Origin of the sequence: Tenacibaculum sp. 190524A02b, from assembly GCF_964036645.1 — a bacterium.
GTDB lineage: Bacteria > Bacteroidota > Bacteroidia > Flavobacteriales > Flavobacteriaceae > Polaribacter > Polaribacter vairaonense.
The window spans coordinates 4,492,179-4,507,405 of sequence record NZ_OZ038525.1 but is presented as its reverse complement, the minus strand read 5'-3'; the positions used below and the strand labels follow the sequence as shown (position 1 = coordinate 4,507,405).

The following is a 15,227-nucleotide window of genomic DNA, read 5'->3' as shown; positions in this document are numbered from 1 at the left end:
TTTTGCTGTATCTTGCGCAAAAAAACTATTGAGTTTAAGGCTGCCTCCATATTATTTTATACTATTATTTTTTTTCTCAAGCAAAATAGCTGCTCAGACTCCTATATACAAACATTTTTCTAGTAAAGATGGCTTGCCTCACGATATTACCTATGGTATTATACAAGACAGTAACAATTATATATGGATAGGTACTGATGATGGGCTCACCAAATTTGACGGAAAAAAATTCACCAATTATGGTTATGAAAATGGACTTACGTCTAATTATGTGATTGACATTTTAGAATTAAAAGAAGATAAATTTGCTATTGCTACTTGGGGTGGAGGCCTTCATTTTATGAAAAATGACACTATTTATAAATCCTCACAATATATAGATGACAATAACGAAAAAATAAACCAGCTAGCCGTTTTAAAAGACCAATCTATTTATGCTAAAACAGCAATTAATAGTTTTTCCATCTACAAGAAGAACAAAGAAAAAAGATGGTTTCTTAAAGCAAAGGATTCCTATTTATTATCAAAAAGTCAATTTTTTGCTTCAAGTAACAAAAGCTATGATATTTCTGAAAGCGTTGTTGATAGTATTGTTTTTATTCATAATACCATCAGAACCAAAACAACTCCGAACAGAAAGTCTTTAAAAGGAGTACACCAACTAAGAAACAACCAGTCTATACCTTCTTTTAAACAATTTAAAAACACTCCAGTCTATACTATTTACAAAAAATCAAAAGAGCATAAATACTACACTGGGTCTGATAACACCATATACATATCTAACAAAACTACCATTAGCAAAAGACTTAATTTTAACAATATTGAGCACTCGAAAATCATAAAAATTCTTCCCTATAAAAACTCAATATACTTTATCGCTAACTCCTACAAAACACTTCAAAGAAAAATCTATAAATACAACACTAGCACAAACAAATTATCTTGTTTATCTGAGCTATTAAAAATAGACAAAATGATTTCAGACTTTTTGATTGACAATCAAGAAAACCTATGGATAACTACCTATGGAAATGGAGTCTTTTTTATCCCTTATACCAAAAACAAATTTTTTAGCGATGAAACCTTTAGCAACTCAGATTTAAAAAGTGCCGTTATCATTAAAAATCAATTATACTTATTAGCCACAAATAAAATCTATAAATTAGACAACACAAAGGTTGCCACAACCTTCAACTTTCCTATTCATTCAGAAAGAATTACATATAACAAACACAACAACACCCTTAACATTCTAACCGAACACCAACTAAGTCAATTTAATAAAAAAACAAAAAACCTTAATTATAAAATTACATCTTATGACGGCTACACTATTGACTCTAATGGATTCTTAATAAAAATAGTAGACAACAATATCACTATATACAAAGACAATAAATTAGTAAAAAAAATAGCTAATAAGTTTATAGTTAAGAAAGCAATTATTAAAAACGACATCCTCTACCTATTAACCAAAAGAAAACAACTTCAAGTTTATGATCTACAAAAGAACTTAAAAATAAAAGAATACAATAGAAAATATAAGTTCCCTGCTGAAAAGATTAATAATTTTTTAATTAAAGAGAATGGTAATTTACTATTGGCCACCAATAGAGGCTTATTTAAAGTCACTAAAGACACCATACAACAGTTTACTACTAAAAATGGTCTGGCAAGTAATCATATAAACGATTTAATTATTGATAAATACGGTATTATTTGGCTAGGCACCCAACGTGGTCTAAATGTTATGCATGGAAAACAATTTTATACCATAGATGAATCTCAAGGTCAAAAATCCTCATTTATCACCAAAGTAATTTCACACAACAATTACATTTATGCTACAGGTAATAAAGGACTATTTAGATATGACAATTCAAAACCTTTCAAACCCAATACTCTACCTCCTTTAAAAATCACTCAAAAAAACAGTAGTTTTACTATTTTTCCTTTCAACTTAAAAAACAGCAAAAATGTAAAGATAGCTTATAAACTAGATGATACAAACTGGACAGAAGCTAATAATACTAATTTCAACTTTAATTATTTAGACCAAGGAAAACACTCCATAGTTTTTAAATATAAAGACAACCTAAGCTACTGGAAAAAAACTCCTCCTTATCACTTTACAATAATTTACCCTTGGTATTTACAAAGCTGGTTCTATACTCTACTAACCGTAGTTATTGCTATTATTATAATTATTTTCATTATAAAACTTCTTCAGAAAAGTATTCAAAAAAACAATGAATTAAAAAACACCATCCAAGAAAGAGAAAATTTAAAAAGGACATTAACTACAGTTAGAAAAAACTTAGCTCAGGACTTTCACGATGAATTAGGGAATAAACTAGCAAGTATAACCATGTTAACTAATCTGCTATTAGTAAAAAACCCAGAAAAGAACGACACTTACCTTAAACTTGAAAAAATTAAAGAAGATAGCAATTATTTATATTCAGGCATGAGAGATTTTGTTTGGTCATTAAATAACAATAGTGATAGCTTAGATGAAGTTCTAATTTACTTATCTGAGTTTGGCAAAAACCTCTTTAATAATACTGATATTCATTTCCATGTAGCATCCGAGCAGCCACAAAAAGATACTATCCTTCCATATTATTGGAGCAAACAACTCATTTTTATCTTTAAAGAAGCAATGACCAATGCTTTAAAACATAGTAAAGCTACAGAAGTTACTTTTTTATTTTCAATAATCAATAAAGAACTCTTAATTTCGTTATCTGATAATGGTGTTGGATTTAACATCGAAGAAATTCAAAGACAAAATGGTATTTTAAACATGAAAAACAGAGCTAAAAAGATAAATACACAACTTTTTATTTTCTCTGACAAGCAAAACACCATAATTACTTTTAAAGGACATTTAAATAATTAAAAAAGCTTTGACAAACGTATTAATAATAGAAGACAATCTTACCTTGTTAAACTCATTTACAGAGCTTATAAACTTACAAGAAGAATACAAGGTAACAGGAGCTTACACCTCTTATGAGAGTATCCCTTCAGATTTTGACATTACTCAAACAACAATTCTAATTACTGACATTCAACTACCAGGCATCAATGGTATTCAAGGACTTAAAAATCTAAAAAAAATGCATCCTGAATTAATTGTAGTTGTTATCACTGTTCATGAAGACTCTGAGTTTATATTTGACGCATTGTGCGCTGGTGCTATTGGTTATTTAGTTAAGAACCTAGACCCTACAAGCTTAATCAATTCTTTAGAACAAGCAAAAAATGGAGGTGCACCAATGAGTGCTAAAATTGCAAGAAAAGTAGTTGAATCATTCAACGCAACGCCCGTTGAAAAAAAACTCACGAATCGAGAAAATGATGTTTTACAACTATTAGCTAAAGGTAAAAGTTACCCATCTATTGCTAAAGAACTTTTTATTTCTTTGAACACTGTTAAAGGTCATGCAAAGCATATTTATGATAAGCTACAAGTAAATAGTAAACAAGAAATTATAGATAAGTATGGTACTCCTTATAAATAACAACAAAAACACCAGCACAAAAAAACCACCCTATTCGGGTGGTTTTTTGCTTTGGTATAGCGTCTAATTTTGCCCGCAATAATTAACTCATTTGTAAATACATATAATTATGAAAAAAATTACTTTTTTAGTAGTTTTATTTTTGTCGGCTACAACATTTTCTCAAATAGTTAACATCCCAGATGCTAACTTTAAAAACGCTTTATTAAATCATAATCCTTTAATTGACACTAACAAGGATGGTGAAATACAAATTACCGAAGCAGAAGTTGTTACCGAAATTAATGTTACCAATAAAAACATTAATGACTTAACTGGTATAAACGCTTTTAAAAATATTAAGATATTACGTTGTAGTAACAATAACTTAACCAACTTAGAGCTTACTATACATTATTCCTTAAAATTGTTATCAGCTCCTTACAATCAATTAACTTCGATTAAATTTGGAAAACTAGGATTAACCAATGTTTTTTTACAAAACAACAAATTAACTAGCTTAAATGTAGCACCCTTAGATGCTTTGGAAACACTAGATGCTTCAATTAACAAATTAACCGAAGTACAACTTGCTTTTCCTGTAAATCACATTCCTTTTAAAAGCCTAAACTTATCGGATAATAAGCTGACCTCTATAGACCTAAGCTTACTAACTGAACTTGAAGATTTACAAGTTCCCAACAACTTATTGACCTCAATAAATACTAGTAATAACAAAAAGCTACAAAAACTAATTGCATATACTAATCAAATATCAAGTATTGATATTAGCACCAATAAAAGTTTAGAAAACTTATACCTACAAAACAACCAACTGACAAGTTTAGACATTAGTTCACATACTAATATGCGTGTTTTATTTATTAATGGAAATAATTTATCTTTCCTTAATGTGAGTAATGGTTTTAATGGTGTTTTTCAAGGGTTCAGCGCAAAAAACAATCCAAATTTAAAGTGCATTCAAATAGACAATTTAAACATCTTAAACAACAATAGCGCTGTTTGGAATAACGGAATCAAAGACCCTACAGCAAGCTTTAATATTGATTGTACTCCAAAAACGTATGTACCTGACGATAACTTTGAACAAGCATTAATTGACTTAGGGCATGATTCTGGTGAGCTAGATGATTATGTGCCTACTGAAAACATTAGTAAACTAACCGACTTAGATATAAAACACAAGGAAATTAATGACTTAACAGGAATTGAAGATTTTACTGCATTATCATACTTAGACGCCTCAAGCAACAAACTATCTACAATTAATTTATCAAAAAACACAGAACTAAGAGAACTCCTTCTCAACGAAAACCAATTAACCTCCATTGACTTAAGAAACAACTTAAAACTATGGGATTTAATGATAAGAAATAACAATTTGACCAATTTAGAAATTATCAACAATACCTCATTAAAGGTTTTAACTGCTGAAAACAATAAAATTACTGAAATTAATTTTGGTAGTAACACCTCTTTAAATTCTATTTATATTAAAAACAATGATTTAACAACGCTTAAAAATCTTGATGGATTAAACAGCCTTTCCGTTTTGGATGCTACACAAAATAATTTATCTTCAATTGATTTAACTAAAAACACCAATCTTACCAATCTAAAATTATGGAGTAATCAATTATCAGAAATTGATTTAAGTCAAAACACGAATCTAAAAGTACTTAGTTTAAGCTTAAATCAATTTAGCAATATTGACATATCAAACAATCAAGAGTTAACTAATTTCAGTATTAGAGGAAACTCATTAAACACTATAGATGTTTCTCAAAACACCAAACTAGAAAGGCTTCATATTTATGATAATAAGATTTCTAATTTAGATGTTAGTAAGAATATTAAACTGAAGAGTTTATTAATTTACAATAACCAGTTAACAAATTTAAATCTTAAAAACGGTAAAAACTCTATCCTTACCGACTTTAACGCTACCTCAAACCCGAATTTAACCTGTATTCAAGTAGATAACGTAGCCTATAGTAATTCAAACTGGCCAAGAAAAGATGCAAGTGCTAGCTATAGTGAGAATTGTACTACAGCATCTACTGATAATATAGCTTTTAATAGCTTTTCAATTTACCCTAATCCAGTACATAAAAATTTATTAATAAATACAAACGAAACAATTACCAAAATTAGTATTCATAACTTAATAGGTAAGAAAGTTTATGAAGGAAAAACCAAATTATTAAAAACAGAAAATCTTCCTAACGGAATTTACCTATTGACTTTACAAACTCAATCTGGGAAAACTGGCGTGAAAAAATTCATTAAAAATTAAAAACTCCGACGATAGTTTTTAGACGTTATATTTTTTAAAAGGGGGATAAATATAACAAACTAAACCCAAGCTTATTCGCTTGGGTTTTTACTTATAACTTTTTTATGTGTAAAAAATATTTACACCCCTTTTTAATTAACATTATTTATTCCTCTTAAGAAAGTCTTCTATTTTTTCTAAAGTTTTTTCTTTAATAAAAACTTTACCTTCTTTAATTAATTGATATCTTTTTTTATCTAACCTTTTTATTTTCGTTTTCCCTTTATAACCTTCATTCTCCTCCTCATATTTTTTCTCTTTCCCTTTTTCCGAATACCAAATATCACCTTCTTCCCTACCAAAACTTCTTAACGCTCTTTTATAAAAGCTGCTTAAAAAACCCGTTTGAGAAACCGCTAATAGCTTGGCTTTTTCCTCTTTATTCTCAGTAAACATATAACCAAAAAAAGATTCGTTTTCATTCTTTTCTTTTTCTTTATACAATGAATACACACCACCTCCTAAAGCCTCTCCTAACACATACCATTCTTTATTTATTTTCACTGACCATTTACCATCTTCATCGTCAAACCTATCTATTTTATCGTTCTTTTTTAACTTTTTTAAATACCCTTCAATATCATCTGCTTTTATTTTCTTTCTTTCTTCCAAATCATAAATAAGTGTTTTTAAAACCTTACCCATATACATAACCAAATTACCATTGCCTCTAGGCATTGTAACTACACCATAATTATCAAAATCATCAAAAAATACTGAAGGCTTAGGCAGTAAAAAATCTTCTTTTGTTTGCAGCTTGAGAACTTTGATCTTCGACGGTTCTTTTACTCTATTTTTTAACAACAAATACCCTTCAAAAAACACAGCATCTTTGTAATTTTTTTCTTCCACTAATCTTTCTCCATTATCATCAATTACACCAAGCCACCCATCTTTTTTATACAATGCAACACCATAACTATTAAACGAAAAAATAGTATCTAAATGTAGAGTGAATTTTTCTTCTTTCTTTTTCCAAACATTTTTTTAGAGAGTCAATCCTTCTTAACTCTTTTTCTTTCCTTAGCTTTTCCTCCAACAACTTTTTTTCTTCTTCCTCTTTTTTTAAAACCTCTTCTTCTATCTCTACATACAATTCTAACATCTGATCATAACGATCAGTGGACTTGTTTTTAAATAAAGTAAAAAATTGTTTGGCGTAGTATTTTGCCTTTTGAAAGCCTTTTAGCTCGTAATAGATAAATGTACCTAACTCTGCTATATTAGCATTCGAAATAGTATCTAGTTTACTAACACCTTTATCAAAGTTAGCTTTTGCCAACTTATAATCAATAGCTTCAATAGCTTTTTGGGCTTTTTTAAAATAAACCCCAGCTATTTCTTCATTAGTTTGACCATATAGTGTTAATGACAACAAAAACAACACAATAGATAGTTTTACAGACATAACATATTTTATTATCCTATAAAAATACCACCTATATTTCTTTTTATGTTAACTAATTAATAAGGATTTTTCCTGTATTTAATTTCTTTAATATAAACCTCAAAAATTATTCTTTAAACAACTATTAAATAATAAGTTCTTTTAACTCTCCATCTTCATCTACATATAACAATACCACTTTCAATTCTGGGTGATTTTTCAAAAAAGCTTTCGTTCTATCTAACCCCATAGCTAAAAAAGCTGTAGCATAAGCATCCACATCAGCACAATCTCCTTTTAATCGTACAGAAACACTTAACAAATTACTTTCTTGCGCTAATCCAGTTTTAGGATTTATTGTATGTACAACTTTTTCTCCATTGGCATTTATTTTATACTTCCTATAATTACCAGAAGTTGCCATAGACTCATTATCTAATTCAATAATTTTCTGAATAGATCTAGTTCCATCCGTATTCGGCTTTTCAATAGCTACTTTCCAAAGCTTTCCTTTTTTACTTCCTCTAGCACGAATTTCTCCTCCAATCTCTATCAAATAATTTGAAATGCCTTTTTTTTCTAAAAATCTACCTATTATATCTAATCCATATCCTTTTGCAAAAGCATTTACATTAAATTCGATATTAGGGTGTGCTCTGTAAACTTTTCGTTCTTCAAGCCTCACCTTTTCAAACCCTACTCCAGTCATTAACCCCTTTATTTGATATTCAGTTAAACTCTTTTGCTCTTTCCCCGACCCAAAACCATAAGCATCTATCAACTTGCCAATAGTAGGATCAAAATATCCGTCTGTTTCATTATAAATTCGTTTTGCTTTCTTAAAAACCTCTACAAAAAAATCATCTACCACAACCGTAGAGTCTCCCTTGTTAATTCTAGAAATATCTGATGTAGGTATATATGTTGACAGCGAATGATTTATTAAAGTAAACAAACTATCTATAGAAGACTGGTAATTTATACTATCTAAATACTTAATATGGTATGTTGTACCAAATACACCTCCTTGTAATTTTGTTATTTCATCTCGTTTTTTTTCGGACTCATTCTCTTTATCAAGCTTACAGTTAACAAACAACAATATTCCTATTAAACTTACAAAAATTAGCTTCTTCATGTTTAGTATTTCAATATTCTTGGGCAAAAATAATAGATTACTTCATCATAAAAGATTGTTAATTATCTTTTATCTATTCTCATTTTTATAAATTTGCTTATATTTTTCAATCAGAATAAATTTATTTATAACATGAAAAAAGGATTTTTACTATTCGCTTTAGCTATATTAATTGCTTCTTGTTCTTCTTCAAAAGAAATGGAAGCCTTAAAAGCTAAACACGAAAAAACCAAAGAAGAGTTATTAGCCACTAAAACAAACTTAACCAAATGTTTAGTTGAAAAGGAGCGCTATCAAGAAAAATCAGCTTTATTACAAACTACAGTTGATGATTTACGTAAAGACAAAAAAGAAACTTTAAAACAAGTTGGTGATTTAACTGTTTTAACAAAAGGAGCCAATGACAATATTAAAGAAACATTAGCACAGTTAAGCAAAAAGGACAAATATATCAACAAAATTAGAGCAGCTGCTTCTAAAAAAGATTCTTTAAATTTAGTAGTAGCTTTTCACTTAAAAAAGGAATTACAAGATGGAATTGATGATGAAGATATTGAGGTAAATGTTGAAAAAACAGTAGTATTTATATCTATCTCTGATAAATTATTATTCAAGAGTGGAAGCTATACTATTAATGAAAAAGCCTCTAAAGTTTTAGAAAAAGTAGCAACAGTTGTTAACGGACAGCCTGAAATGGATGTAATGATTGAAGGACATACTGATGATACGCCTGTAGGTAGCAAATCTGCTTTAAAAGATAACTGGGACTTAAGTGTTAAACGTTCTACAGCTATAGTGCGTGAATTACAAAATAAATATAAAGTGGCTCCAAGTAGATTAATTGCCGCTGGTAGAAGTAGTTTTATTCCATTAGTAGAAAATAACTCACCTGCTAATAGAGCTAAAAACAGACGTACTAAAATTATTATTCTACCACGTTTAAATCAATTCTTTGATTTATTAGATCAAAAAGTAGAATAATTTTTTCAAAACATAACATTCTAAAAAGGAGTTACTTAATCGTAATTCCTTTTTTATTTAAATTAAACTAACCTACTATTTGTCAATACAATAAATAATTGTACTTTTGCAGTCCTTTTTAAAAGGAAAAAATTAATATTAATCATTTGACAAAAACTAATCGTGTAATTATGAACACATTAAGTTACAAAACAGTATCAGCTAACAAAGCTACCGTAAACAAAGAGTGGGTTTTAGTTGATGCGGACGGGCAAACATTAGGTCGTCTAGCTTCTAAAGTTGCAAAACTTATTAGAGGTAAGTACAAGCCAAATTTCACTCCTCACGTAGATTGTGGAGACAACGTTGTAATTATCAACGCTGAAAAAATCAATTTAACAGGTAAAAAGTGGACAGATAAGTCATACATCCGTCACACAGGTTACCCAGGAGGACAAAGATCGCTTACTGCTACTGAATTATTCGAGAAAGATCCAACAAGGATTATCGAAAAAGCAGTAAAAGGAATGTTACCAAAAAATAAATTAGGTAGCGCTTTATTCAGAAATTTATATGTTTATGCTGGTGGTGAGCACCAACAAGAAGCTCAAAGCCCAAAAGCTATTAACCTTAACGATCTTAAATAATGGAAACTGTACACAAAATAGGTAGAAGAAAAACAGCTGTTGCTCGTGTTTATGTTTCACAAGGAAGTGGAAACATCACTGTCAACAAAAGAGAGTTTAAAAACTATTTCACTACACCAACTTTACAATATAAAGTACAACAACCTTTAATGTTAACTGAAAACTTAGAGGCATACGATGTAAAAGTAAATGTATATGGTGGAGGTGTAACTGGTCAAGCTGAAGCTATCCGTTTAGCTATCACTAGAGCATTAGTTGCAATTAACGAAGAAAACAAAGCTATCTTAAAACCAGAAGGATTATTAACTCGTGATCCAAGAATGGTTGAGCGTAAGAAATTCGGTCAGAAGAAAGCACGTAAGAAATTCCAGTTCTCTAAACGTTAATCGTTTATTGGAACTGTTATTTTTAAAATTAAATTTTTTATTAACAGTTTAGTATCTAAATATTTCAGACGTAAAACTACTGAAGTATTGCGAAAACAGAACGTAAACACATTTTTTTAAAATGGCAAACATTCAAGAATTATTAGAAAGTGGCGTACACTTTGGTCACTTAACAAGAAAGTGGAACCCTAACATGGCTCCATACATTTATACAGAGCGTAATGGTGTTCACATCATTGACTTGTATAAAACTTCTGCTAAAATTGATGAAGCTTCTAAAGCTTTACAAAAGATAGCTAATTCAGGACGTAAAATTTTATTTGTTGCTACTAAGAAACAAGCTAAAGACATCGTTGCTGAAAAAGCTAAAAACGTAAACATGCCTTATATTACTGAGCGTTGGCCAGGTGGTATGTTAACAAACTTTGTTACTATCCGTAAAGCTGTAAAGAAAATGGCTTCTATTGATAGAATGAAGCAAGATGGTTCTTTTGATGCTTTATCTAAAAGAGAAAAATTACAAATTAACCGTCAACGTGAAAAATTAGAAAAGAATTTAGGTTCTATTTCTGATATGACTCGTTTACCTGGTGCTTTATTTGTAATTGATGTTAAAAAAGAACACATTGCTGTTGCAGAAGCTCAAAAATTAAACATTCCAATCTTTGCAATGGTTGATACAAACTCTGATCCAAGACCGATTGATTTTGTAATTCCTGCAAATGATGATGCTTCTAAGTCAATTGACAAAGTATTATCTTATGTTACTGATTCTATAGCTGAAGGTTTAGCTGAAAGAAAAGCTGACAAAGAAAAGGCGAAAGCTGAAAAGGAAGCTAATACAGAAGCTCCAGCTGCTACAACAGAAGAAGCTAAATAAATCTAAATATTTAAAGGTTTCATTACATTGGAACCTTTATTTTGTTTTAATTTTAACCACAATTTAAAAACAACAAACAAAATGGCAATAAGTGCTGCAGATGTAAAGAAATTAAGAGAAACTACCGGTGCTGGTATGATGGATTGTAAAAATGCATTAGTTGAGGCTGAAGGTAATTTTGATAAAGCAATTGAAATTTTACGTAAAAAAGGACAAAAAATCGCTGCTAAAAGAGCAGATCGTGAGTCTAGCGAAGGTGTAGCTATTACTAAAATTAGCGAAGATAACACATATGGTGTTGCTATCGTATTAGCTTGTGAAACTGATTTCGTTGCAAAAAATGATTCGTATAAGCAATTAGCGTCTCAATTTGTTGACATTGCTTTTACTTGTAAAACAAAAGAAGAATTTTTAGCTGCTGATTTTGGTGGTGTTACTGTAGCTGAGAAATTAATCGAGCAAACTGGAGTTATTGGAGAAAAAATCGATATTACTTCTTTTGAAAGAATTGAAGCACCTTATGTAGGAGCTTATACACACGTTGGTAAAATTGCTGCTATGGTTGGTTTAAGCAGTGCTGTTGATAAAGCAGACGTTTTAACTAAAGATTTAGCAATGCAAGCTGCTTCTATGGGAGCAACTACATTATCTTATAAAGATTTTGACCCTGCATACGTTGCTAGCGAAACTGAAGCTAGAATTGCAGCTATCGTTAAAGATAATGAAGAGTTAGTTCGTTTAGGAAAAACTTTAAAGAACGTTCCTCAATTTGTATCTAGATTACAATTAACTGATGAAGCTTTAGCTAATGCTGAAGAAGCAGCAAAAGAGCAGTTAAAAGCTGAAGGTAAACCAGAGCAAATTTGGGACAAAATCTTACCAGGTAAAATGGAAAGATTTATCTCTGATAACACTACTTTAGATCAAGAACAATGTTTATTAGATCAAAAGTTTATCAAAGATGAAAAGAAAACTGTTGCTGAATATGTAAATTCATTCGGCGATGTTGAAGTTCAAAATTTTGTTAGAATTACTTTAGGGTAATCTTATAAAACATATCTTTTTTAAAAACCATCCATTTTTATTGGATGGTTTTTTTATACCTTAAAGTGTCCCGTCCTAAAATAGCGTTACAACTAAAAGTTATTTTATGGATTCTAGGAAATCAGATTATGTAAAGCGAACCCAAAAGGATTATAGTTTGTCCTTTAAACTACAAGTTGTTCAAGAGATTGAGCAAGGATTATTAACCAGAACTCAAGCGATTGATAAATATGGTATTCAAGCAAGATCTACGATTCGTACTTGGTTAAAAAAATATGGTAAATTTGATTACGATTTTAGTATAAATCAAACCATGTCAAAAACACCTGAACAGCGTATTTTAGAATTAGAGCAACAAGTCAAGCTTTTAGAAAAGCAAAAAGCACGTGCTGAATATTTAGCAGAGCTTGCTGATAAAAAAGTCATCATTTTTGATATGATGATTGATATTGCTGAAGAAGAATTTAATATTCCAATCAGAAAAAGCACGTACCCGAGTTATCAAAAAATATAGTCAAGAAGCCAAAGAAAGCATAACAGCTACCTGTGATTTACTCGGGGTGAATAGGCAGGTATATTATAGAGCTATTCATTCATATAAAGAGAAACAAAAGCTTAGTAAAAAGGTTATTGATTTAGTAAATACTATCCGTATATCAATGCCGAGAATAGGTACAAGGAAATTATTTTATCTTTTAAAATCTGAATTAAAAGCAATTGGTGTTGGTCGTGATAAGTTGTTTAAAATATTAAAAGCTAATAATTTATTAATTCTACCAAGAAAAAAATATCATATAACTACAAATTCTCATCATAGATTTAGAAAACATGTAAATCAACTTAAAAATATAGAATTTGTAAGACCTGAACAAGTATGGGTGAGTGATATTACTTACATTGGAAAGAGAGAAAACCCATGTTATTTAGCGCTAATTACTGATGCTTACTCTAAAAAAATAATGGGGTATGATGTCTCTAATAGTTTAAATGTAGCAGGTTCTTTAAGAGCCCTAGATATGGCAATCTCTAATAGAAATTATAATAAAGAACCTATTATTCATCATTCAGATAGAGGGTTACAATATTGCTCTAATGAATATCAAAAAATGTTAAGTATCAATAATATCAAACCTAGCATGACTGAAAAATATGATCCTTATGAAAATGCTATAGCTGAAAGAATCAATGGGATTCTTAAACAAGAATTTGCAATTGATAAATACGACGTTTCTATACAAATTAAAAAGAAGTTAATTAAAAATGCAATCAATATTTACAATCAAATAAGACCTCATTTATCAAATTCAATGTTAACTCCTAATCAAATGCACCAACAAAAAAAAGTCAAAAGAAAAAGCTACAAAAAACTAAAGGTAGCAATTTAAAAATTACTACCTTTAATATATTAATTATTGTAACGAGTATTCAGGACGTCACAAAGTAAACTACCTCGGGGCAATCCCACTAAATATTTAGTAATACAATAAATTTAATTTCAAGACAAGCCTCAGTGTATTATATAGCCGTGCCAATAAAATCAAAAAAAATCATTAATTTTGCGCAACTTTCAATAAAATTATGCAATACAAAAGAATCCTTTTAAAATTAAGTGGCGAAGCTTTGATGGGAAATCGCCAATACGGAATTGACCCACAAAGATTAAAAGAATACGCACAAGAAATAAAACAAGTAGTTGAAAAAAATATAGAAGTAGCCATTGTTATTGGTGGTGGAAATATATTTAGAGGTGTAGCTGGAGAGTTAAATGGAATGGATAGAGTACAAGGAGACCACATGGGAATGTTAGCTACTTGTATTAATGGTTTAGCTTTACAAAGTGCCTTGGAAGATGAAGGTGTACAAACTCGTTTACAAACCGCTATTGAAATTAAAGAAATAGCTGAACCTTATATTAAAAGACGTGCAAACCGTCATTTAGAAAAAGGGCGTGTTGTAATTTTTGGTGCTGGTACTGGAAATCCTTATTTTACTACGGATACTGCTGCTGTATTAAGAGCTATTGAAATTAATGCAGATGCTATTTTAAAAGGCACTCGTGTTGATGGCATTTATACAGCTGATCCAGAGAAGGATAAAGACGCTGTTAAATTCAATAATATTACTTTTAAAGATGTTATTGAAAAAGGATTGAAAGTAATGGATATGACAGCATTTACTTTAAGTGAAGAAAATAAATTACCAATAATTGTTTTTGATATGAATAAAAAAGGTAACTTAGTAAAGCTTCTTTCTGGAGAAAAAATTGGAACAGTAGTTGATAATTAATAAAAAATAAATATTTTGCCTCTATAAATAAACTTTAGAGGTTTCCTAAATAATAACAAAATGAACGAAGAGATCGATTTTATTATAGACACAGCCAAAGAGGCTATGAATAAAGCTATAGAGCACTTAGAAAAAGAACTAAGAACTATTAGAGCTGGTAAAGCCTCTCCTGCTATGTTAGCCAATGTTCAAGTAGATTATTATGGATCAGCAACTCCTTTAAGCCAAGTAGCTAACGTTAATACACCAGATGCTAGAACTATTTCTATTCAGCCTTGGGAAAAAAACATGTTACAAGAAATAGAAAAAGCAATTATGATTGCTAATCTTGGTTTTAATCCAATGAATAATGGTGAGAACATTATTATTAATGTACCTCCTTTAACTGAAGAACGTCGTAGAGACCTTGCCAAGCAAGCTAAAGCTGAAGCTGAGCATGCTAAGGTTGGAGTTAGAAATGCTAGAAAGGAAGCTAATAATGACATTAAAAAAACAGACGCTTCTGATGATATGAAGAAAAATTCTGAAGCAGATATTCAAAATTTAACGGATCAGTTTGTTAAGCAAATTGATGATAAATTTGCCGTAAAAGAAAAGGAAATTATGACCGTATAATTTCCCAAACTTACTTAGT

Annotated in this window: 15 protein-coding genes; 12 read left to right on the top strand and 3 right to left on the bottom strand. The window is 29.8% G+C overall.

All coding sequences use genetic code 11. The features are described from left to right. Positions 1-28: 28 nt before the first annotated feature. The 3 genes from ABNT65_RS18215 to ABNT65_RS18205 all read left to right on the top strand — a co-directional run bounded on the left by ABNT65_RS18215 (position 29) and on the right by ABNT65_RS18205 (position 5,826). A complete protein-coding gene (locus ABNT65_RS18215; RefSeq protein ID WP_348736616.1) occupies positions 29-2,905 on the top strand; it encodes a two-component regulator propeller domain-containing protein in 2,877 nt (958 codons plus the stop codon). 7 nt (positions 2,906-2,912) lie between these two features. Continuing rightward, positions 2,913-3,530, top strand: a complete 618-nt coding sequence (locus tag ABNT65_RS18210) for a response regulator transcription factor (protein ID WP_348746526.1) — start codon at positions 2,913-2,915, stop codon at positions 3,528-3,530. A gap of 109 nt (positions 3,531-3,639) precedes the next feature. Then, positions 3,640-5,826, top strand: coding sequence for a leucine-rich repeat domain-containing protein (locus ABNT65_RS18205; protein ID WP_348746525.1), 2,187 nt, complete (start codon positions 3,640-3,642; stop codon positions 5,824-5,826). A 141-nt stretch (positions 5,827-5,967) separates the two neighbouring features. Here ABNT65_RS18205 and ABNT65_RS18200 read toward each other — a convergent pair whose 3' ends face one another. The 3 genes from ABNT65_RS18200 to ABNT65_RS18190 form a co-directional block, all read right to left on the bottom strand. Further along, positions 5,968-6,771, bottom strand: coding sequence for a hypothetical protein (locus ABNT65_RS18200; protein WP_348746524.1), 804 nt, complete (start codon positions 6,769-6,771; stop codon positions 5,968-5,970). Positions 6,772-6,787: 16 nt separating this feature from the next. Further along, entirely contained in the window at positions 6,788-7,273 is a 486-nt protein-coding gene (locus ABNT65_RS18195) for a hypothetical protein (protein WP_348746523.1), read from the bottom strand. A gap of 124 nt (positions 7,274-7,397) precedes the next feature. Beyond that, positions 7,398-8,390 carry an FAD:protein FMN transferase gene (locus ABNT65_RS18190; protein WP_348746522.1) on the bottom strand — a complete coding sequence of 331 codons (993 nt, stop codon included), beginning with the start codon at positions 8,388-8,390 and terminating at the stop codon, positions 7,398-7,400. A 132-nt stretch (positions 8,391-8,522) separates the two neighbouring features. Here ABNT65_RS18190 and ABNT65_RS18185 point away from each other — a divergent pair, with 132 nt between their 5' ends. The 9 genes from ABNT65_RS18185 to frr all read left to right on the top strand — a co-directional run bounded on the left by ABNT65_RS18185 (position 8,523) and on the right by frr (position 15,208). Beyond that, a complete protein-coding gene (locus ABNT65_RS18185) occupies positions 8,523-9,371 on the top strand; it encodes an OmpA family protein (protein WP_348746521.1) in 849 nt (282 codons plus the stop codon). A 170-nt stretch (positions 9,372-9,541) separates the two neighbouring features. After that, positions 9,542-9,997, top strand: a complete 456-nt coding sequence (gene rplM / locus ABNT65_RS18180) for a 50S ribosomal protein L13 (protein WP_348703905.1) — start codon at positions 9,542-9,544, stop codon at positions 9,995-9,997. Then, the gene (rpsI, locus tag ABNT65_RS18175) at positions 9,997-10,383 is read left to right on the top strand and encodes a 30S ribosomal protein S9 (RefSeq protein ID WP_348703908.1); all 387 of its coding nucleotides are present in this window, start codon (positions 9,997-9,999) and stop codon (positions 10,381-10,383) included. Before rplM ends, rpsI begins: the two co-directional genes overlap by 1 nt. 121 nt (positions 10,384-10,504) lie before the next feature. Next, positions 10,505-11,263 carry a 30S ribosomal protein S2 gene (rpsB, locus tag ABNT65_RS18170; RefSeq protein ID WP_348703911.1) on the top strand — a complete coding sequence of 253 codons (759 nt, stop codon included), beginning with the start codon at positions 10,505-10,507 and terminating at the stop codon, positions 11,261-11,263. An 81-nt stretch (positions 11,264-11,344) separates the two neighbouring features. Continuing rightward, a complete protein-coding gene (gene tsf, locus ABNT65_RS18165) occupies positions 11,345-12,307 on the top strand; it encodes a translation elongation factor Ts (RefSeq protein ID WP_348703913.1) in 963 nt (320 codons plus the stop codon). 106 nt (positions 12,308-12,413) lie between these two features. Beyond that, positions 12,414-12,821 (top strand): helix-turn-helix domain-containing protein, encoded by a 408-nt coding sequence (locus ABNT65_RS18160; protein WP_348745824.1) that lies wholly within the window; start codon positions 12,414-12,416, stop codon positions 12,819-12,821. Then, positions 12,757-13,692 carry an IS3 family transposase gene (locus tag ABNT65_RS18155; protein ID WP_348746520.1) on the top strand — a complete coding sequence of 312 codons (936 nt, stop codon included), beginning with the start codon at positions 12,757-12,759 and terminating at the stop codon, positions 13,690-13,692. Before ABNT65_RS18160 ends, ABNT65_RS18155 begins: the two co-directional genes overlap by 65 nt. A gap of 193 nt (positions 13,693-13,885) precedes the next feature. Next, positions 13,886-14,593 carry a UMP kinase gene (gene pyrH, locus ABNT65_RS18150; protein WP_348702666.1) on the top strand — a complete coding sequence of 236 codons (708 nt, stop codon included), beginning with the start codon at positions 13,886-13,888 and terminating at the stop codon, positions 14,591-14,593. 60 nt (positions 14,594-14,653) lie between these two features. Next, positions 14,654-15,208 carry a ribosome recycling factor gene (frr, locus tag ABNT65_RS18145; RefSeq protein ID WP_348702665.1) on the top strand — a complete coding sequence of 185 codons (555 nt, stop codon included), beginning with the start codon at positions 14,654-14,656 and terminating at the stop codon, positions 15,206-15,208. Positions 15,209-15,227: the final 19 nt, after the last annotated feature.